This window comes from Rhodanobacter denitrificans (genome assembly GCF_003335105.1).
Lineage (GTDB): Bacteria > Pseudomonadota > Gammaproteobacteria > Xanthomonadales > Rhodanobacteraceae > Rhodanobacter > Rhodanobacter denitrificans_A.
The window spans coordinates 134,318-152,245 of sequence record NZ_QFWQ01000004.1; the positions used below are offsets into that span (position 1 = coordinate 134,318).

Annotated in this window: 19 protein-coding genes and 2 tRNA genes; 9 read left to right on the forward strand and 12 right to left on the reverse strand. The window is 67.3% G+C overall.

Going from position 1 to position 17,928, the window contains the following annotated elements; genetic code table 11:
* Positions 1–28 precede the first annotated feature (28 nt).
* Together ppnN and DEO45_RS06350 are read left to right on the forward strand one after the other, a co-directional pair.
* The gene (ppnN, locus tag DEO45_RS06345; RefSeq protein ID WP_114341457.1) at positions 29–1,429 is read left to right on the forward strand and encodes a nucleotide 5'-monophosphate nucleosidase PpnN; all 1,401 of its coding nucleotides are present in this window, start codon (positions 29–31) and stop codon (positions 1,427–1,429) included.
* A gap of 68 nt (positions 1,430–1,497) precedes the next feature.
* Positions 1,498–1,574: transfer RNA gene (locus DEO45_RS06350), tRNA-Asn, on the forward strand.
* A gap of 107 nt (positions 1,575–1,681) precedes the next feature.
* On the opposite strand, the gene DEO45_RS06355 is transcribed toward DEO45_RS06350, so the two are convergent.
* Complete coding sequence (locus DEO45_RS06355; RefSeq protein ID WP_114341458.1) at positions 1,682–2,191, reverse strand: GspH/FimT family pseudopilin; 510 nt, start codon at positions 2,189–2,191, stop codon at positions 1,682–1,684.
* Positions 2,192–2,388: 197 nt separating this feature from the next.
* Between DEO45_RS06355 and uvrB the strand changes: the two genes are divergently transcribed.
* Positions 2,389–4,413: an excinuclease ABC subunit UvrB gene (gene uvrB, locus DEO45_RS06360; protein WP_114341459.1), complete on the forward strand. Its 2,025-nt coding sequence runs from the start codon at positions 2,389–2,391 to the stop codon at positions 4,411–4,413.
* A 94-nt stretch (positions 4,414–4,507) separates the two neighbouring features.
* Positions 4,508–4,582: transfer RNA gene (locus tag DEO45_RS06365), tRNA-Val, on the forward strand.
* 232 nt (positions 4,583–4,814) lie between these two features.
* On the opposite strand, the gene DEO45_RS06370 is transcribed toward DEO45_RS06365, so the two are convergent.
* Both DEO45_RS06370 and DEO45_RS06375 read right to left on the reverse strand, forming a co-directional pair.
* Positions 4,815–5,132 carry a hypothetical protein gene (locus DEO45_RS06370; RefSeq protein ID WP_114341863.1) on the reverse strand — a complete coding sequence of 106 codons (318 nt, stop codon included), beginning with the start codon at positions 5,130–5,132 and terminating at the stop codon, positions 4,815–4,817.
* Between the two features lie 88 nt (positions 5,133–5,220).
* Entirely contained in the window at positions 5,221–5,502 is a 282-nt protein-coding gene (locus DEO45_RS06375) for a hypothetical protein (RefSeq protein WP_114341460.1), read from the reverse strand.
* A 261-nt stretch (positions 5,503–5,763) separates the two neighbouring features.
* On the opposite strand from DEO45_RS06375, the gene dapD reads away from it, so the two are divergent.
* The 4 genes from dapD to dapE all read left to right on the forward strand — a co-directional run bounded on the left by dapD (position 5,764) and on the right by dapE (position 8,654).
* The gene (gene dapD / locus DEO45_RS06380; protein ID WP_114341461.1) at positions 5,764–6,591 is read left to right on the forward strand and encodes a 2,3,4,5-tetrahydropyridine-2,6-dicarboxylate N-succinyltransferase; all 828 of its coding nucleotides are present in this window, start codon (positions 5,764–5,766) and stop codon (positions 6,589–6,591) included.
* A complete protein-coding gene (locus tag DEO45_RS06385) occupies positions 6,588–6,944 on the forward strand; it encodes a Spx/MgsR family RNA polymerase-binding regulatory protein (protein WP_114341462.1) in 357 nt (118 codons plus the stop codon). Before dapD ends, DEO45_RS06385 begins: the two co-directional genes overlap by 4 nt.
* 1 nt (position 6,945) lies before the next feature.
* Positions 6,946–7,443, forward strand: coding sequence for a DUF2165 family protein (locus tag DEO45_RS06390; protein ID WP_114341463.1), 498 nt, complete (start codon positions 6,946–6,948; stop codon positions 7,441–7,443).
* A gap of 71 nt (positions 7,444–7,514) precedes the next feature.
* Positions 7,515–8,654: a succinyl-diaminopimelate desuccinylase gene (gene dapE / locus DEO45_RS06395; protein WP_114341464.1), complete on the forward strand. Its 1,140-nt coding sequence runs from the start codon at positions 7,515–7,517 to the stop codon at positions 8,652–8,654.
* A 5-nt stretch (positions 8,655–8,659) separates the two neighbouring features.
* Here dapE and DEO45_RS06400 read toward each other — a convergent pair whose 3' ends face one another.
* The 8 genes from DEO45_RS06400 to DEO45_RS06435 are packed head-to-tail and all read right to left on the reverse strand — an operon-like array spanning position 8,660 to position 15,942.
* Positions 8,660–9,205 carry a lipocalin family protein gene (locus DEO45_RS06400; RefSeq protein WP_114341465.1) on the reverse strand — a complete coding sequence of 182 codons (546 nt, stop codon included), beginning with the start codon at positions 9,203–9,205 and terminating at the stop codon, positions 8,660–8,662.
* A 32-nt stretch (positions 9,206–9,237) separates the two neighbouring features.
* On the reverse strand, positions 9,238–10,314 hold the full coding sequence (locus tag DEO45_RS06405) for an SAM-dependent methyltransferase (protein ID WP_114341466.1): 1,077 nt from the start codon (positions 10,312–10,314) through the stop codon (positions 9,238–9,240).
* Positions 10,311–11,093 (reverse strand): DUF1295 domain-containing protein, encoded by a 783-nt coding sequence (locus DEO45_RS06410; protein WP_114341467.1) that lies wholly within the window; start codon positions 11,091–11,093, stop codon positions 10,311–10,313. Before DEO45_RS06410 ends, DEO45_RS06405 begins: the two co-directional genes overlap by 4 nt.
* Complete coding sequence (locus DEO45_RS06415; protein ID WP_114341468.1) at positions 11,090–11,641, reverse strand: DUF2878 domain-containing protein; 552 nt, start codon at positions 11,639–11,641, stop codon at positions 11,090–11,092. The genes DEO45_RS06410 and DEO45_RS06415 overlap by 4 nt, the downstream gene beginning before the upstream one ends.
* The gene (locus DEO45_RS06420; protein WP_114341469.1) at positions 11,638–12,930 is read right to left on the reverse strand and encodes an SAM-dependent methyltransferase; all 1,293 of its coding nucleotides are present in this window, start codon (positions 12,928–12,930) and stop codon (positions 11,638–11,640) included. The genes DEO45_RS06415 and DEO45_RS06420 overlap by 4 nt, the downstream gene beginning before the upstream one ends.
* 22 nt (positions 12,931–12,952) lie before the next feature.
* The gene (locus DEO45_RS06425; protein ID WP_223250804.1) at positions 12,953–13,735 is read right to left on the reverse strand and encodes a DUF1365 domain-containing protein; all 783 of its coding nucleotides are present in this window, start codon (positions 13,733–13,735) and stop codon (positions 12,953–12,955) included.
* Complete coding sequence (locus DEO45_RS06430) at positions 13,732–15,027, reverse strand: NAD(P)/FAD-dependent oxidoreductase (RefSeq protein ID WP_114341470.1); 1,296 nt, start codon at positions 15,025–15,027, stop codon at positions 13,732–13,734. The genes DEO45_RS06425 and DEO45_RS06430 overlap by 4 nt, the downstream gene beginning before the upstream one ends.
* 3 nt (positions 15,028–15,030) lie before the next feature.
* Positions 15,031–15,942 (reverse strand): acyl-CoA desaturase, encoded by a 912-nt coding sequence (locus DEO45_RS06435; RefSeq protein WP_428992430.1) that lies wholly within the window; start codon positions 15,940–15,942, stop codon positions 15,031–15,033.
* A gap of 388 nt (positions 15,943–16,330) precedes the next feature.
* Here DEO45_RS06435 and DEO45_RS06440 point away from each other — a divergent pair, with 388 nt between their 5' ends.
* The gene (locus DEO45_RS06440) at positions 16,331–16,819 is read left to right on the forward strand and encodes a TspO/MBR family protein (protein ID WP_114341472.1); all 489 of its coding nucleotides are present in this window, start codon (positions 16,331–16,333) and stop codon (positions 16,817–16,819) included.
* On the opposite strand, the gene DEO45_RS06445 is transcribed toward DEO45_RS06440, so the two are convergent.
* Positions 16,758–17,816, reverse strand: coding sequence for an alpha/beta hydrolase (locus DEO45_RS06445; RefSeq protein WP_223250805.1), 1,059 nt, complete (start codon positions 17,814–17,816; stop codon positions 16,758–16,760). The genes DEO45_RS06440 and DEO45_RS06445 overlap by 62 nt on opposite strands.
* Between the last annotated feature and the right edge of the window lie 112 nt (positions 17,817–17,928).

Below are 17,928 nucleotides of genomic sequence, written 5' to 3' on the forward strand. Positions count from 1 at the left end.
GAGCCTGTCGCAGGACCATGGAGATTCGATGAACACCCAGTACGCCGACCTTTCCGGCACCACCAAGACAGTCAGTGCCCGCATCTCGCCGATCGGCGGCCTGGATGTCCTGTCCCGCAACGAAGTGGCCCGCCTGCGTGGCGCCAGTGGCTCGGGCCTGCATGCGCTGCTGCGGCGCTGCGCGCTGGCGGTGCTGACCTCGGGCAACGTCAGCGACGACCCGCGGGCGATGCTGGAGCAGTACCCGGATTTCGATATCCAGGTGCTGCAGCAGGATCGCGGCATGAAGATCGAACTGACCAACGCGCCGGCGCAGGCGTTCGTGGATGGCCAGATCATCCGCGGCATCAACGAGCTGCTGGTGGCGGTGGTGCGCGACATCGTGTACGTGTCGACCCAACTGGAACAGATCGGCTTCGACCTGGACGCCTCCGCCGCGCTGACCCAGAGCGTGTTCGAGATTCTGCGCAACGCGCGCATCCTGAAGCCGCAGATCGATCCGAACCTGGTGGTGTGCTGGGGCGGCCACTCGATCTCACGCGAGGAATACGACTACACCAAGTCGGTGGGCTACCAGCTCGGCCTGCGCGGACTGGACATCTGCACCGGTTGCGGCCCGGGCGCGATGAAGGGGCCGATGAAGGGCGCGACCATCTCGCATGCCAAGCAGCGGCGCCGGCACAACCGCTACATCGGCATCACCGAACCGGGCATCATCGCGGCCGAATCGCCCAACCCGATCGTCAACCACCTGGTGATCATGCCGGACATCGAGAAGCGGCTGGAGGCGTTCGTGCGCCTGGGCCACGGCATCATCGTGTTTCCCGGCGGCGTCGGCACGGCCGAGGAGATCCTCTACCTGCTCGGCATCCTGCTGCACCCGGACAACGCCAGCACGCCGTTCCCGCTGATCTTCACCGGGCCGCGCCAGTCGGCCGCCTACTTCGAGCAGATCGACCGCTTCCTGCGCCTGGCGCTGGGCGACGAAGTGGCGCGGCACTACCAGATCATCGTGGACGACCCGGAGGTGGTGGCGCGCACGATGCTCAAGGGCCTGGAAAAGGTACGCCACAACCGGCTCGACACCAGGGATGCGTTCTTCTTCAACTGGGCGCTGCAGATCCCGCTGGAATTCCAGCAACCGTTCCGCCCCACTCACGAGGCGATGCGTGCGCTGCAACTGCACCACGGCCGCCCGCGGCACGAGCTGGCGGCGGACCTGCGCCGGGCGTTCTCCGGCATCGTCGCCGGCAACGTGAAGGAGGAGGGTGTGAAGGCGATCGAGCAGAACGGCCCGTTTGACATCGACGGCGACCGCGACATCATGCAGGCGCTGGACAAGCTGCTGCAGGCCTTCGTGGAGCAGCACCGCATGAAGTTGCCCGGAGGCGCGGCCTACGTGCCGTGCTACCGCGTCATCACTGGCTGAAAGACAGCCTCGAATGCGTGCCGGCGGCTTGACAGTCCGCCGGCCAATCTACAAACTACGCAGCTCCCGCCCGAATAGCTCAGCCGGTTAGAGCACTTGACTGTTAATCAGGGGGTCGTTGGTTCGAGTCCAACTTCGGGCGCCAATTCCGTTTGCTGCGCACCACTTCGGCGGTATGCAGCAAGCCAGGCACGGGACGCCAGACATCGCATAAAAGCCGGCTTGATGCCGGCTTTTGTGTTTTTGCCCCGCCTATTCCCGGCAGGCGGCGGTCTGCGCCAGGCTCGCCGGAGCGCCGCGGACGCGGCCGGCATTGGAGACCACCACGCTGAGTGCCCGTTCCGCACCGGATCGCTGGCAGAACAGCAGGGTGAGGTTGCTGCCACGGGCGGTCCCGTCGGGATGGAAGCGCACGACGGGCCGGCCGCTGCTGCTCCGGATGATCAGCTTGTCACGGTAACCGGATCCGACGCGAAGCGGCCGGTTGTCGGGTTGGTCGTTGTGGTCCGCATCGTGGGCAAGCAGCCAGCCGTCTTCCCAGTGCGAGCCCTCGCTGCAGCTGCTGCCGTTGCGAGACGGGCAGAGCAGCGTGCGCCTGCCGCTCATGATGGCGGTTTCGCGGGCGTGTCGCAGTGCCGTGATGAAATCCGCCTGGGCAACCTGCAGATGGTTGCGGCCAAGCAGCTTCGCCATCACCGGTATGGAGATGCTGGTGACGGCAGTGATGATCAGGAGCACCACGATCTGCTCGATCAAGGTCATGCCATGTTGCAGCGGGCAAGGTGCCGAATACCTGGAGGTCGTCACGGCGTCGCTTCCTGCGGGTCCGGGAGGTTCATGCTAGGGCGTTGGCGCCATGCGGCCAGCAGCCCGGTGCGGATACGATTGTCGGCCCCTGCTGACGGCTCCTGTCAGCAGGCCCGATTTAAAATGACCTGCCGCGCCCACACCTGTAGCCGATGACCGACCGCTTCCAGCTCGATGCCCCCTACCAGCCCGCCGGCGACCAGCCGCAGGCGATCCAGCGCCTGTCCGAGGGTTTCGAGGCCGGCCTGGCCGCGCAGACCCTGCTCGGCGTGACCGGCTCGGGCAAGACCTACACCATCGCCAACGTGATCGAGCGGGTGCAGCGCCCGACCATCGTGATGGCGCCGAACAAGACGCTGGCGGCGCAGCTCTACGGCGAGTTCAGGGAATTCTTTCCGCACAACGCGGTGGAGTACTTCGTCAGCTACTACGACTACTACCAGCCGGAAGCCTACGTGGTGGCATCGGACACCTTCATCGAGAAGGATTCGTCGATCAACGAGCATATCGAGCAGATGCGGTTGTCAGCGACCAAGGCGCTGCTGTCGCGACGCGATTCGATCATCGTCGCCACCGTGTCGGCGATCTACGGCCTGGGCAACCCCGAGGACTATTTGTCCTTGCGGCTGATCCTGGCCACCGGCGAGCGGATCGACCAGCGCAAGCTGATCCATCAGCTGACCGAGCTGCAGTACACCCGCAACGAGATGGAGTTGCGGCGAGGCACCTATCGCGTGCGCGGCGAGATCATCGACGTGTTTCCGGCCGAGTCGGAGACCGAGGCGTTGCGCATCGAGTTGTTCGACGGTGAAGTGGAAAAGATGGCGTTGTTCGATCCACTCACCGGCGAGACGATCCGCAAGGTGCAGCGCTACACCGTCTATCCGCGCACCCATTACGCCTCGACGCGCGAAAGCGTGCTCAACGCGATCGAGACGATCAAGGTCGAGCTGAAGGAACGGCTGGAATATCTGTACAAGGAGAACAAGCTGGTCGAGGCGCAGCGGCTGGAGCAGCGCACACGCTTCGACCTGGAGATGATGGCCGAGGTCGGCTACTGCCAGGGCATCGAGAACTACTCGCGCCACCTGACCCGGCGCGCGCCGGGCGAGCCGCCACCCACGCTGTTCGACTACCTGCCGGCCGACGGCCTGCTGGTGGTGGACGAATCGCACGTCACCGTGCCGCAGCTCGGCGCGATGTACAAGGGCGACCGCTCGCGCAAGGAAACCCTGGTCGAGTTCGGCTTCCGCCTGCCGTCGGCGGTGGACAACCGCCCGCTGCGTTTCGAAGAGTGGGAGGAACGCGTGCCGCGCGCGATCTACGTCTCCGCCACGCCGCGCGACTATGAGCTGCACAAATCCGGCGATGCGGTGACCGAGCTGGTGGTGCGGCCGACCGGCCTGGTCGATCCCGAAGTGGAAGTGCGCCCGGTGCGCACCCAGGTCGACGACCTGCTCAGCGAAGTGCACAAGCGCGTGGCGATGGGCGACCGCGTGCTGGTCACCACGCTGACCAAGCGGATGGCCGAGAACCTCACCGAGTACCTGGCCGAGCACGACGTGAAGGTGCGCTACCTGCACTCGGACATCGAGACGGTCGAACGCAGTGAGATCATCCGCGACCTGCGCCTGGGCGAGTTCGACGTGCTGGTCGGCATCAACCTGCTGCGCGAGGGCCTGGACATGCCCGAGGTGTCGCTGGTGGCGGTGCTCGACGCCGACAAGGAGGGCTTCCTGCGTTCCACCGGTTCGCTGATCCAGACCATCGGCCGCGCCGCCCGCAACGTGCGCGGCAAGGCGATCCTGTATGCCGACAACGTCACCCGCTCGATGCAGGCGGCGATGGACGAGACCGCCCGGCGCCGCGAGAAACAGGTCGCCTTCAATGAAGCGCATGGCATCACCCCGAAAACCGTGGTGCGGCGCATCGCCGACATCATGGAAGGCGCGCGCAGCGAGGTGGGCAACCGCCGCGGCGGCAAATCCTCGACGCGCGGTCGTGCCGCGGTGGCCGAGCCTGCCGCCGAGTACGCCGGGCTAAGTCCCCAGCAGGCGGCCGGTGCGATCAGGAAACTCGAGGCGCAGATGTACAAGCATGCGCAAAACCTCGAGTTCGAGGATGCCGCCCGTCTGCGCGACCAGATCCACCAGCTGCGCGAACAGGCCCTGCGCTGAGCCGGTGGCGGCGTCGCCCCTCGCGGGATATTGTCGAGCGCCGGCGGCTCCCGTATACTGCGCGGCTCGCGTAGCCCGTACACCGGCGCGAAGCGGGCGGTTAGCTCAGCGGTAGAGCACTACCTTGACATGGTAGGGGTCACAAGTTCGATCCTTGTACCGCCCACCACCTTGAATCCAGCAACGGCGCGGCTTTCGGGCTCGGCGCCGTTTCTGCTTCTGGCGGCCGCTGACTCCGGACCGGCCCCGTGAAGCCGGGGGACGCCATCCGCCAGTTCAGGGATATTTCCGGCCGGAACTTTTTCGTCTGTTGAAGCCTGGCCGGATTCCGGCGGATCGAGGCGGTCCGCTGCGGCGATGCTCGAGCATGGCCATATCCGTTGGGCAGCATGCCCCGGCGACTACCCGTTTGCACGTTGACGCCGGCGTTTCCAGCGCAGCCAGCGCCGTTCCGCCCACAGCATGGCGCGCCCCGTCGGGCGGCGCAGGAAAGGCATGTCCTGGGCCAGCAGCAACAGGCCGAGCGGCAGCATCCACAGGCCGAGGACCGGCAGGATGCTGAAAACTCCTCCCACGAGGAGCAACAGCCCCACGGGGAGGCGCACCCAGCGTGCCGAGGGCGAGCGCAGCCAGCGGATCCAGCGGCCACTCCCTTTCGGCAGCTCCCGCTCCACACGGTCGAGTCGCCGGTCCAGTCTTTTCTTGTCCTTGTCGTTCATGCCCCGCAGGCAGCCATCGCCGGAACCGTGGGCCATCGTATCGGCAAACCGGTTCATTCCACCGGCGACGGGCAGGCGGATGCGGGGCCTATTCGTCCTCCGTCGAGGCGGGCGACAGGTAGTTCGGGTCTTCCGAGTCGCGCGCATGGCGGATGGCGTTGCGCAGGCGCAGGTCCAACTGGTCGAAATCGAGGACGACCTTGCCGGAGTGGACGGCCTTGACGGCCGACATCGGTACCACGAAGTCGCCGGCGTTTTCGATGTAGACCAGAAGTTCGGGCAACCCGTGCCGGATCTCGCGGACCGAGCCGATGCCTTCGCTGCCGTCGGCGACGAAAACCATGGAACCCTCGTTGATCTGCTCGCGCATATCTCGATTCTCCGGGGCGGGTGGGCGGAGGGGCACCGCATGGCGGCCCGCGGCGCATGATGGACATAGCCGTCGTCTTGACGCGGTGAAATGTCACGTTCCGTATTGCCAGCTGTGACCGGATTCGCGGATTCCCGGCGGGGTGTGGAAGAATGGGATCTGCCATCGCGGATGGCCGGACCCGGCTGCGGCCACCGTCGCCGCGGCATGTACCCCTGACGGCCGTCGTATCCGGCGGCTGTCTCCAAGCGAACGAGCCCCATGCAAGCCATCGAAACCCTGATCGACGACGCCTTCGAGCGCCGCAACGCACTCACCCAGGCCGAGATCGAGACCCACCTGCGGCCGGCCATCGGCCAGGTGCTCGACCTGCTCGAATCCGGCGAGCGCCGCGTCGCCGAGCCGGACGGCCACGGCGGCTGGACGGTGAACCAGTGGATCAAGAAGGCGGTGCTGCTGTACTTCCGCATCAACGACAACCGCGTGGTCGACGGCGGCCCGGCGCAGGCGTTCGACAAGGTGCCGCTGCGCTTTGCCCACGGCAACGATGTGGAACTGCAGCGGCTGGGCGCGCGCGTGGTGCCCGGCGCGCTGGTGCGCCGCGGCGCGCACATCGCGAGGGACGCGGTGCTGATGCCGAGCTACGTCAATATCGGCGCCTACGTGGGTGCAGGCACGATGGTCGACACCTGGGCCACGGTCGGCTCCTGCGCCCAGATCGGCGCGGGCGTGCACCTGTCCGGCGGCGTCGGCATCGGCGGCGTGCTGGAGCCGCTGCAGGCCAACCCCACCATCATCGAGGACGGCTGCTTCATCGGCGCGCGCTCCGAGGTGGTCGAGGGCGTGGTGGTGGAGAAGGGCAGCGTGATCGGCATGGGCGTGTTTCTCGGCCAGTCCACCCGCATCTACAACCGCGCCACCGGCGAGGTCGGTTATGGCCGCGTGCCCGCCGGCAGCGTGGTGGTGGCTGGCTCCCTTCCGGCGAAGGACGGCAGCCACAGCCTGTACGCGGCGATCATCGTCAAGCAGGTGGACGAGAAAACCCGCGGCAAGACCAGCATCAACGAGCTGCTGCGGAGCGGCGAATGAAACCCGTCCTGTACGGTTTGCCCACCTGCGACACCTGCCGCAAGGCGCGCAACTGGCTGGCCCGCTTCGAGGTGGCGCACGACTTCGTCGACTACCGCGCCAATCCGGTGCCGGCGGCAACGCTGAAGGAATGGGCGGCGCGGCTCGGCGGCTGGGAGAAGCTGGCCAACAAGTCCTCCACCACCTGGCGCAACCTGCTGCCGCAACGCAAGAACCCCGGCAGCGACCCGGAGTGGACGCTGCTGCTCAAGGAATATCCGGCGCTGATCCGTCGCCCGGTGGTGGTGCAGCCGGATGGCGCGGTGAGCGTGGGTTTCACCGACAACGGCTTCAAGAAGCTGTTCGCGCGCTGAGATGCCGGCGCGCCTGTCGAAGATCGTACTGGTGGCGGCGATCGCGCTGTGGCTGGCGCTGGTCGCGTTCGGCAACCTCTCCGACTACCGCAGCAACCTCGCCTTCGTGCAGCACGTGCTGGCGATGGACTCGATCTTTCCCGACGCCGCCATCCACTACCGCGCGATCCACGCGCCTTTGCTGCAGCATGCCGCGTACGTGCTGATCATTGCCGCCGAAACGCTGGCTGCCGTGTTGTGCGGCGCCGGTGCCTGGCGCATGTGGCGTGCGCGCCGAACACCCGCGACGACGTTCCGGCACGCCGGGCAACTCGCCGTGGCCGGACTCACGCTCGGCGTGCTGCTGTGGCTGGGCGGCTTCATGGCGATCGGCGGCGAATGGTTCGGCATGTGGATGTCCGCGCAGTGGAATGGTTTAGCCAGCGCCTTCCGCTTCGTGGTGGTGCTGCTGGCCGCGCTGCTCTACCTCGGCCAGCGCGATGGGGATTGCGACGACTGACCTGCCCTCAGGACACCCATGCGGTGTGCTTGCTATGCTGGCCGACGCCCGCCACCTGTCCCGTGAAATCCATGTCCGACGTCCTCGAACTCGCCCATGACCTGATCCGCCGCCGCTCGGTGACGCCCGACGATGCCGGCTGCCTGCCGCTGATCGGCGGGCGGCTGGCGCATGCCGGTTTTTCCGTCGAGCACCTGCGCTACGGGGAAGTGGACAACCTGTGGGCCACGCATGGCACGGGCAGTCCCACGCTGGTCTTCATCGGCCATACCGACGTGGTGCCGAGCGGTCCGGAAGCAGCATGGCAAAGCCCGCCGTTCGAGCCTGCCGTCCGCGATGGCCGTCTATACGGCCGCGGCGCTGCCGACATGAAAGGCTCGGTGGCGGCGATGTTGGTGGCGCTGGAACAGTTCGTGGCGGCGCATCCGGATCATCGCGGCCGGGTCGGCCTGTTGCTGACCAGCGACGAGGAGGGCCCGACCAATCTCGACGGCGTGCGCAGGGTGGTCGAGCTTTTCCGTGCGCGCGGCGAGCGCATCGACTGGTGCGTGGTGGGCGAGCCGTCGGCGAAGGAGCGGCTGGGCGACCTGATCCGCGTAGGGCGGCGCGGCTCGCTGTCCGGCACGCTCGTCGTGCGTGGCATACAGGGCCACGTGGCCTATCCGGAAAAGGCGCTAAATCCGATCCACGCGTTTGCGCCGGCCCTGGCCGAGCTGGCCACCGAACGCTGGGACGAAGGTAACGACGACTTCCCGCCCACCTCGTTCCAGGTCTCCAACCTCAACGCTGGCACCGGCGCCAACAACGTGATCCCGGGCGGCCTGTTCGCCTCGATCAATTTCCGCTACTGCACCGCCAGCCGCGCGGAGGATCTGCGCGCGCGCACCGAGGCGATCCTGCAACGTCACGGCCTTGCCTACGTGCTGGACTGGAACCTCAACGGCATGCCTTTCCTCACCCCGCCCGGCGGCATCCTGCGCGAAACCGTGGTGTCGGTCTGCCGCGACCTGTGTGGCCTCGATCCCGAACAGAGCACGGGCGGCGGCACCTCCGACGGCCGCTTCATCGCGCCGCTCGGTGCCGAGGTGGTCGAGGTCGGCCCGGTCAATGCGACCATCCACAAGGTCGACGAGTGCGTGTCGCTCGACGAGCTGGAGCGGTTGCCGCAGCTGTACCGCGCCATCTGCGAGCGGCTGCTGGCCGTGGCCTGACTGCCTCAGTCGGCGGCGGCCGGCGACTGCTGCGGCGCCTTGCGGATCTTCGCGGCCGGATAGCCCATCCGCACCACGCGCGCGACCAGCGCGTCGTAGTCGGCTGCCGACACGGTCGGCGTGCGCGCCATGATCCAGGTGTAGTCGCGGGCATCGCGGGCGACGATGGTCTGGCTGTAGTCGTCCTTCAGGTAGGCGACGATGTATTGCGCCTTGATCGGCCAGAACACCTGCACGCCCCATACCGCATTGCCGCTGCCCGGCTTCACGAAGCCGGTGGAATGGATCGCCTTGAGCGGTTCGCCGAAGCCGCCGTCGCGGAAATGGAACTCGGTGTAGACGTTGCCGTCCGGCTGCAGCGTATAGGTCTCCACCGGGTCGTACGCATTCCTCTCGAAGCGGGTGGGGATGGTGGCGATCACGTACCACCTGCCCATGAAACGGGGCAGGTCGACGTGCGCCACCGGCGCAATCGGCGGCTCGGCGGCACGGGCGGCGTTGCCGGCGACGAGCAGGCCAAGCGCCATCAGCAGGATTCGGGACAGGGACATGCGGGGCTCCGGGTGGTCGATCGATGCGCGGCTCAGGGCCGCACGAAGCGGTAGTGCGCCACCAGCCATTCCTGGCCGCCGGCGTAGCCGAACAGCTCAGCGCACGACATCCAGAACATCCGCCAGCGCTGGAACCACAGCGGTGCGGCCTGGCTGCCGTAGGCCGCGGCGAGCACGGCCATCACCTGCTCGCTGTGCGCATCCTGGTTCGCCAGCCAGTGGTTGGCGCTGCGCTGGTAGTGCGTGCCGTCCACGTGCCAGCGCTGCTCGATCCGCAGGTCACGCTGGAACCACAGCAGGGTGTCCGACGCCGGCATCAGGCCGCCGGTGAAGAAGTGCCGGCCCATCCAGTTGTCCGCGCCATCGGTCTCGAACGGGTACATCAGCGTCCGGTGCGCGAAGATGTGCACGAACAGCTTGCCGCCGGGCTTCAGCCAGCGGCCGATGCGGCCGAGCAGCACGTCGTAATTGCGCATGTGCTCGAACATCTCCACCGACACGCAGCGATCGAACTGCGCGATGTCGAGCTGCAGCCAGTTCACGTCCTCGGTGATCACGCGCACGTTGAACAGTCCGCGCCGGCGGCACGTCGCCTCGATGTGCTCGCGCTGCTGCCTGGAATTGGAGACGGCGACGATCCTGGCGTTCGGATAGCGTTCGGCCATCCACAGCGTGAGCGATCCCCAGCCACAGCCGAGTTCTAGAATGTGCTGACCATCGGCAAGCTCGGCGCGTTCGCCGTACAGGTCCAGCATGGCGTCTTCGGCTTCGTCGAGCGATTCGTCCCCGCGCGGGTAATAGCACCCGGAATACTTCAGGCGCCGGCCGAGGCACAGCTCGAAGAACGCGGGCGGCAGCTCGTAATGCTGGGCATTGGCGGCGTCGGTGTGGATCGCCACCGGGCTGTGCCGCAGCATGGCAATGCGCTCGGCGAAGCGCGCGGCCTGCGGCTCCAGGCCGCCGGCCATTTCCTCGCGCAGGCGCCGCGCGCACAGGCGACGGATGCCCTGGCGCAGCAGCGCATCGGGAATGCGGCCGCGTTCGGCCAGGCCGAGCAGGCCGGCGGCGGGTTGCTCCGGCAAGTCGGAGATGGCGGCGGAAATGTTCATGGATCGCTCCTTTTCGGAAACCAGGGAATCAGCATCGAGGTGCTGCGTTGGTAGGCGCGGTAGTCGTCGCCACGGCTGCGCAGCGCCTGCGTCTCGGTGTACGGAATGCCGCTGATCCAGCGCAGGAACACGTACATCACCAGCGGACCGGCCCAGGCCAGCCATGCGATCGGCGAGCCCAGGGCAAGGCAGACGTAGGCGAACCAGTGAATCCACTCGAAGAAATAATTCGGGTGGCGCGAGTAGCGCCACAGCCCGTCGCGGCAGGCGCGGCCATGGTTGGCCGGATCGGCGCGGAAGCGCGCGAGCTGGCGGTCGGCAACGGTTTCGCCAGCCACGCTGACCAGCCAGATCGCGACGGCCATTGCGATCCATGGAATGGATGTGACGGGGTTGCGCGCGACCGCCGCGAACGGCAGCGCGAACAGCACGATCAACGCCGCCTGGAACTGGAAGAACGCGAAGAACCTCCACTGGCTGCCCTGCCAGTGCGCGCGCAGGTTCTGGTAACGTCCATCTTCCGGCTCACCGCGCACACGCGTCCACAAATGGGTGGCCAGGCGCCAGCCCCAGCTGCCGCCAAGCACGGCCAGGGTCGCCCGCGGCGCGATCGCGCCATCACCGGAGAGGGCGAAGCACACCGCGCTGCCGCCGACGCCGCAGGCCCACAGCACGTCGACGATGCCGGCATTGCAGCGGCGGCGCTGCCACAGCCAGCCGAAGCTCATCATCACCCCGGCCAGCAGCCACAGGCCGGCTATCTGCAGCCAGAAGTTCATCGGGCATGACCTCGCAGCGCATTCGGTCGCGGCAGGTCGACGCGCATGCGCCGGGCCAGCCAGGCCAGCGCCGGCACCGCCGCTGCCCAGCCGACGCCGAGGCCGAGCAGCCCGCGCCAGGCGGGTTCGGCGAAGTCCACTACGTGCCAGCCGCGCGCGGCGCCGAGGTAGGCCAGCGGGCCGCCGACCAGGCCCAGCAAGGCGGCCAGCCCCAGCCGCGTCTGCAACCAGGCAAGCGACTGGCTGAGGGTGAGCGCGAAAGTCATCCACAAGGCGAGGATCCATGCCGGCGCGATCGCCGGGGCCGGCCCTGCCGCCGCGTAGTTGAGCAGGCCTGCGCGCATCAGCCCGCCATCCAGCATGAAGCCGAACACGAAGGCGGTGGCCATCAGCGTGAGGTCGAGGCGGTATTGGCGCGCCAGCAGCAGCTGGCCGCCAGCGTAGAGCAGCATGCCCGCCACGCCCGGCCATGCCAGGCGGTGGGCGGCGCCGATCACCGCGGCAAACCAGACCAGCTGGTAACCGAGCAGGCCGGCCCAGATTTTCATGCGGAAAGGCCGGTTGCCGGAGCCGCCGGCAGCGCCGTCGCCGGCCGATGGCCGGGCCTGGCCAGCAGGAGGTGCGACACGCCGATCGAACGTTCGCGGAAGCCGCCTTCGCAATACGCGAGATAGAACTCCCACATGCGGATGAAGCGCTCGTCGAAACCCTGCGTACGCACCTGCGCCAGCTTTGCCATGAAACGCCCACGCCAGGCCTTCAGGGTCAGCGCGTACGAGGCGCCGAAATCCTCCAGTCCGATCAGTGCGAGGTCGCTGGCGCGGGTCTTCGCCGCCAGCAGTGCGTGGATCGAGGGGATGAAGCTGCCCGGGAACACGTGCCGCTTGATGAAGTCGACCGAGTTCAGCGCCTGCCGGTAGCGGTGGTCCTCGATCGTGATCGCCTGCAGCAGGGCCAATCCGTCGGGTTTCAGCAGGGCGCCAAGCTGGCCGAAGTAGACGTCCAGATACGGCGCGCCGATCGCCTCGACCATCTCGATCGAGACCAGCTTGTCGTACTGGCCGCGGAGGTCGCGGTAATCCTCCAGCAGCAGGGTGACGCGGTCGCCCATGCCGGCGGCGGCGACCCGTTCGCTGGCCAGCGCGTGCTGCTCGCGCGAGATCGTGGTGGTGGTGACGTGGCAGCCGTAGTGCTGCGCCGCGTACAGTGCGAAGCCGCCCCAGCCGGTGCCGATCTCGACCACGCGGTCGGTGGGCTTGAGATCGAGCTGGCGGCAGATGCGTTCGAGCTTGCGGGTGGAGGCGTCTTCCAGCGTATCGGCCGGGTCGGCCCAGATCGCCGAGGAGTACATCAGGTCCGGCGACAGGAACAGGCTGAAGAAATCGTTGCCGAGGTCGTAGTGCGCGGCGATGTTGCGGCGGCTGCCGTCGCGCGTGTTCCGGCGCAATGCATGCCAGCTGCGCAGCGCGATGCCGCCGAGCCGGGCCAGGCCGGTTTCCATGCCGTCGAGCAGGTCGCGATTGCGCAGCAGCAGTTGCACCAGCGTCACCAGGTTGTCGCAGCGCCACAGTCCGTCCATGTACGCCTCGCCTGCACCCACGCTGCCGTTCATCGCCACGGCGCGGTAGAACGCCGGGTCGAGGATCTCCATGCGGACCTGCAGGTCCGCATGGCTGGCCGCGGGCTCGCCGAACTCCCGCAGCTCGCCCTCGTCGGTCAGCAGCAGGCGGCCGTGGCGCAGCCGGCCCAGCTGGCCGAACAGCTGCCGGCGCAGGAAGCGGTCGAGCGCAGCCGGGCGGTTGCTGTCGTACGTGGCGGTCTTGGCAATCTCGTTCATCGCGAACCTCGGTGCGGCGGTTTCAGGAAAGGGCAGGGTGGTCGTGGACCGGGTTGCGCTTCAGCCACAGCCGCAGCGCCTGCCAGTGGATGGCGCCGACGACCTGCGCCGTCATCAGCGGGTAGCGCCACAGCACGCGGGCCAGCGACGCGCCGTTCAACGGCCGGCGCTGCAGGTTGAGGCTGGCGTCGAATTCGCGGCGGCCGTCACGCAGCACGTCCATGTGCACGTGCAGGTGGTCGCCCGGCACGGTGAAGCCCCAGTCGTAGCTGCGATCCATCGGCATGAACGGCGAGACGTGGAAAGTCTTGGCGAAGGTCCAGTGCATCGCGCGTCCGCGCCTGTGCGCGGTCCCGGTCGGCAGCACGTAGGCGTGGCGTTCCTTCCACGGCGTGTTGGTGATCTCGGCGACCACGCACTCGAGCGTCACGCCATCGGCGGCGAAGCAGTAGTAGAAGCTGACCGGGTTGAACACGAAGCCGAAATAACGCAGGTGGGTGAGCAGGCGGATCGGTCCCGCCGGGCGCCAGCCGATGGCCTGCTCCACGCGCTGGCGCACGGCGTCGGCCAGCGGCCTGTCCACCGGGCCGAGATAGTCCTCGCGCCGGAACCGCGCGACATTCGCGTGCTCCGTCGACCACAGCCAGCGCTGCCCGAACACCCGATCCAGTTCGTCCAGATCGAGATAGAGCTGGGCCATCCGGTAATTGAACGCGTGCGGATGCGGTGCCAGCCGGCGATGGCGCACCACGCCTTCATACACCGCGCTGGCCAGCGGCGCCGCATGGACGGCCCTGGCATTCACGCCGCCAACTCCTCGGCGCGCGGCGCCTCCGGCGCCGGGCTCCTGCCTTCTAGCCAGCGCACGCCGAAGGCGGCGGCGATTTCCGCCGCGCTGCGCATGCCGTCCTCGTGGAAACCCCAGCCCCAGTAGGCGCCGGCGAACCAGGTGTGGCGCCTGCCCTGGATCTCCGCCTTGCGCGACTGCGCGGCGACCGAGGCATGGCTGTAGACCGGATGGTGGTACTGCATGCGCGCCAGCACTTTTTCGGGGTCGATGGCGTCGCTGCGATTGAGCGTGACCACGAAAGGTTCCGGCGATTCGATGCCCTGCAGCAGGTTCATGCAGTAACTGACCGTGCAAGCCGCGTCGGGGTCGCGCGGCAGCCACGCGTTCCATGCCGCCCATGCCCTGCGTCGCACCGGCAGCACGCGGGCATCGGTGTGCAGCACGGTATCGTTGGTCTGGTAAGGCATCGCGCCGAGGATCGCGTGCTCGCGCTCGTCCGCGTCGGCCAGCAGGGCGAGCGCCTGGTCGCTGTGACAGGCCAGCACGAGGTGATCGAAATGTTCCGCGCCGGCAGCGCTGCGGACCTCCACGCCGGCGGCGTGACGGTGTACCGAACGTACCGGGCATGCAAGCCGTTCGCGCACCGGCCAGCGCGCGCGCAGCGCGTGCACGTAGGTCGACGAGCCGCCCTTGACCACGCGCCACTGCGGACGCCCGCTGACCTGCAGCATCTGGTGGTTGGCCATGAACTGCACCAGGTAGCGTGCGGGAAAGCCGAGGATCCGGCTGGCCGGCGACGACCACAGCGCCGACGCCATCGGCACCAGATGCTCGTCGCGGAAGGCGGCGCCATAGCCATGCGCGGCGAGATAGTCGCCCAGGGTCGGTCCCGGCCCCGTCGCGTGCAGCAGTGCCGGCGCCTCGCGGTAGAAGCGCGCCAGATCGCGCACCATGCCGATGAAGCGCGGCGAGAGCAGGTTGCGCCGCTGGCAGAACAGCGTATCCAGCGTGGTCGCGTTGTATTCCAGCCCGCTGGCTTCGTTGTGCAGCGAGAAGCTCATGGTCGTCGGCTGCGAATCCACGCCCAGCTGCTCGAACATCTGCGTCAGCAACGGATAGTGGCTCGGATTGTGCACGATGAAGCCGCTGTCGATGCGGTAACGGCGACCCTGCTGCTCCACCTCGTGCGTATGCGTGTGGCCGCCGAAATAGCCGGCCGCCTCGAACAGCGTCACCTCATGCTGGCGCGACAACAGCCACGCGGACGCCAGCCCCGCAATGCCCGACCCGACCACGGCGATGCGCATGGCTCAGCTCCTCGACCTGGCCAGCACCCATGCGGGCACCGCTTTCAATCCATGCACCAGGCCCAGCGCCGACATCAGCTTCAGGCCGTACCAGGTCAGGTCCACTTCCCACCAGCGGAAGCCCTGGCGGCTGGAGCCGGGGAAGAAGTGGTGGTTGTTGTGCCAGCCCTCGCCGAACGTGAGCAGGGCCAGCCATACGTTGTTGCGGCTGTCGTCCTTCGTATCGAAGCGGCGTTTGCCGAAGCGGTGCGCCAACGAGTTGATCGTCACCGTGGCGTGGAACAGCACGATGGTCGAGACGAAGAAGCCCCAGGTCAGCAGCTGGCCGCCGGTGGTGCCGAGCTGCGGCGCCACGTGCTGCAGCAGCGTGCCCAGGCCGTACAGCGCCATGGCGAGCAGGACCGGGATGGCGATGTCGAAACGGTCGAGCCAGCGCAGCTCCGGAAACTTCGCCAGGTCAGGCACGCGCGCCAGATCGGTACGGAAATTGCGAGGGGTGAGAAACCAGCCGACGTGACTCCACAGGAAACCGTGCACGCGCGGCGAATGCGGATCGTCCGGCGTATCGGTCACACGGTGATGATGGCGATGATGCGCGGCCCACCACAGCGGGCCGCGCTGCACGCACGATGCCCCGATCAGCGCAAACCCGAACTGCACCACGCGCGAGGTCTGGAACGTGCGATGCGAAAAATAGCGGTGGTAGAACGCGGTGAGCGCGAACATGCGCACCGCGTAGAGCGTGGCAGCCACGATCAGCGCGATCGGCGACACGCCGACCCAGATCACTCCGATGCAGGCCAGATGCATGACAATGAACGGTGCCGCGCGCAGCCAGTCGATGCGATCCTCGCGGCTTTCGTCGATCGTTACCGCCGCACTCGTATCGAACCAGCGGCGCAGCGTACGTGCCAGCCAGAAGCGCGAATCAGCCGTACCCGCAAGGGCTGGCGGAACGCCCTCATACTGCGTGTTCGGGTGGAGTCTGAAGCTTGCCATGGGAACGCACCTGTCTTCGTGTCACCCACAGATACGGACGAGGCGGCTATATGGATGCACGAACGTGAAGAAGCCCGGCGGACTTCCTCCTGCCTGCGCGGGCAGCGTGTGGCAATGATCCCGCCGGGAATGGCATGACCTTGACGGGACGAAGGCAGGATGCGCGTTACAGGGCAGTCTTCGGCGGGATCACCATCCCGGCGCAAGCCGGCAGATCCCTTCGGCAGGCATACTGGTCATCCAGTGGTTCCAAGCCGCTGAAAAGTCGAGACGCTGGAATGAGGGGCACACAAGGAAGCAGGGCATGGCTCGCACAAGACAGATCATCGGACTGGCCGGCTGGTTGCTGCTGAGCTTTGCCGCGGCGGCGATGGGAGCCATCGCTTCGGTGCAGGCGGCCATCTTCTACCAGCATTTGGCCCAACCCTCCTGGGCACCCCCGTCGTACGTGTTTGGCCCGGTGTGGTCCCTGCTGTATGCGCTGATGGGCATCGCTGCCTGGCGGGTTTGGCGCGAAGGCGGCTGGCACCGGCAGCGCGGCGCGCTTGCCCTGTTCGTGATCCAGCTGGCGGTCAACGTGCTGTGGAGCTGGCTGTTCTTCGGATGGCACCGCGGTGGACTGGCGTTCGCCGACGTCGTGCTGCTGTGGTTGCTGATCGTGGCCACGCTGGTCGGGTTCTGGCGCGTGCGCGTGATGGCCGGCGCGCTGCTGGTTCCGTACCTGTGCTGGGTCAGCTTTGCCGCGGCGCTGAATTTCGCGGTATGGCAGATGAATTTGCATGCCCTGGGCTGAGTCGCGCCGGCGTATCGAAGAAATGTCGAGTCGTGTCGACTTCAGTCGGCTTTTTCACGGCATGCTTCCTGATGAACTGCACGGCATCGTCGAGCACCGGCGCCTTGCGCCGGAACGGCCGCGATATAGCCAGCAGGATCGCAGCGTGGCCGATGTCCGGATACATCTTCGTTTCGACGGGTTCGTCCTTGCGTTGCAGTGCGGCGGCGAGTGAGGTGGCATTGCGCGGCCATACCACCTTGTCGGTGGTGCCCTGCATCAGCAGCATCGGCGGCTCGTCGCCATCGACAAAATGCACGGGCTGCGAACGCAGCTGCGCCGCAGGTGTACTGCCGAACATGTCGACGAAATCCGGATCTTTCAGCGGCAGGAAATCGTACGGGCCGGCCAGGCCGATGAAGCCCGCCAGCTGGCGGGGCTGCATGCCGACACCGGCCAGCCAGTGGGCATCGGTGGCCAGCAAGGCGCCGATATGGGCGCCGGCAGAATGGCCCATCAGGAACAACGATGCCGGGTTGCCACCGTACTCGGCGGCATGCGCATGGGCCCACGCGACGGCATGTGCCGCGTCCCGCATGAAGCCGTCCAGCCGCACCTGCGGCCACTGGCGGTAGTCCGGAATCACCACGACCAGCCCGCGCCGCGCCAAGGCCTCGCCGGCCCAGTGATACCACTGGCGCTTGCCGGATTTCCAGCTGCCGCCGTAGAAAAACACCACGACTGGCGCATCGTGAGCGTCCCGTGGCCGGTAGACATCGAGCGCCAGTCGATGCGCGGGGTCGTATGTCACGTCGCGCCGTACCACCACATCGGCCTTGCTGCTGATGGCGTTGAGGCTGCGGAACACCGTCGCCTGGCATCCCGTGAGCGAAGCGTTGCCAAACAGCAATAGCACCGTGACGAGCAGGCCGCGCCTGCCTGCATGATGAGGCGCGAAAGTGGGGTTCGATGGCATGCGGTTTCCCTGCAAAAGCCGGTGAACGCGATGCACGGGCATTGACCGCGCTCCGCGAGATCCGAGGTTGAATCTTCGGGGTGCGCCAGCAGATACGTGCAGGAGCCGCCGCGGGATGCAGGCAGTCCAGCGTGTCCGGGTTGTTTCGCGCGGG

Bases quoted from the DNA above. Each gene is read 5' to 3' on its own strand.
- ppnN (WP_114341457.1), top strand. From the start codon at position 29: ATGAACACCCAGTACGCCGACCTTTCCGGCACCACCAAGACAGTCAGT.
- DEO45_RS06355 (WP_114341458.1), bottom strand. From the start codon at position 2,191: ATGACCTTGATCGAGCAGATCGTGGTGCTCCTGATCATCACTGCCGTC.
- uvrB (WP_114341459.1), top strand. From the start codon at position 2,389: ATGACCGACCGCTTCCAGCTCGATGCCCCCTACCAGCCCGCCGGCGAC.
- DEO45_RS06370 (WP_114341863.1), bottom strand. From the start codon at position 5,132: ATGAACGACAAGGACAAGAAAAGACTGGACCGGCGACTCGACCGTGTG.
- DEO45_RS06375 (WP_114341460.1), bottom strand. From the start codon at position 5,502: ATGCGCGAGCAGATCAACGAGGGTTCCATGGTTTTCGTCGCCGACGGC.
- dapD (WP_114341461.1), top strand. From the start codon at position 5,764: ATGCAAGCCATCGAAACCCTGATCGACGACGCCTTCGAGCGCCGCAAC.
- DEO45_RS06385 (WP_114341462.1), top strand. From the start codon at position 6,588: ATGAAACCCGTCCTGTACGGTTTGCCCACCTGCGACACCTGCCGCAAG.
- DEO45_RS06390 (WP_114341463.1), top strand. From the start codon at position 6,946: ATGCCGGCGCGCCTGTCGAAGATCGTACTGGTGGCGGCGATCGCGCTG.
- dapE (WP_114341464.1), top strand. From the start codon at position 7,515: ATGTCCGACGTCCTCGAACTCGCCCATGACCTGATCCGCCGCCGCTCG.
- DEO45_RS06400 (WP_114341465.1), bottom strand. From the start codon at position 9,205: ATGTCCCTGTCCCGAATCCTGCTGATGGCGCTTGGCCTGCTCGTCGCC.
- DEO45_RS06405 (WP_114341466.1), bottom strand. From the start codon at position 10,314: ATGAACATTTCCGCCGCCATCTCCGACTTGCCGGAGCAACCCGCCGCC.
- DEO45_RS06410 (WP_114341467.1), bottom strand. From the start codon at position 11,093: ATGAACTTCTGGCTGCAGATAGCCGGCCTGTGGCTGCTGGCCGGGGTG.
- DEO45_RS06415 (WP_114341468.1), bottom strand. From the start codon at position 11,641: ATGAAAATCTGGGCCGGCCTGCTCGGTTACCAGCTGGTCTGGTTTGCC.
- DEO45_RS06420 (WP_114341469.1), bottom strand. From the start codon at position 12,930: ATGAACGAGATTGCCAAGACCGCCACGTACGACAGCAACCGCCCGGCT.
- DEO45_RS06430 (WP_114341470.1), bottom strand. From the start codon at position 15,027: ATGCGCATCGCCGTGGTCGGGTCGGGCATTGCGGGGCTGGCGTCCGCG.
- DEO45_RS06440 (WP_114341472.1), top strand. From the start codon at position 16,331: ATGGCTCGCACAAGACAGATCATCGGACTGGCCGGCTGGTTGCTGCTG.
- DEO45_RS06445 (WP_223250805.1), bottom strand. From the start codon at position 17,816: ATGCCCGTGCATCGCGTTCACCGGCTTTTGCAGGGAAACCGCATGCCA.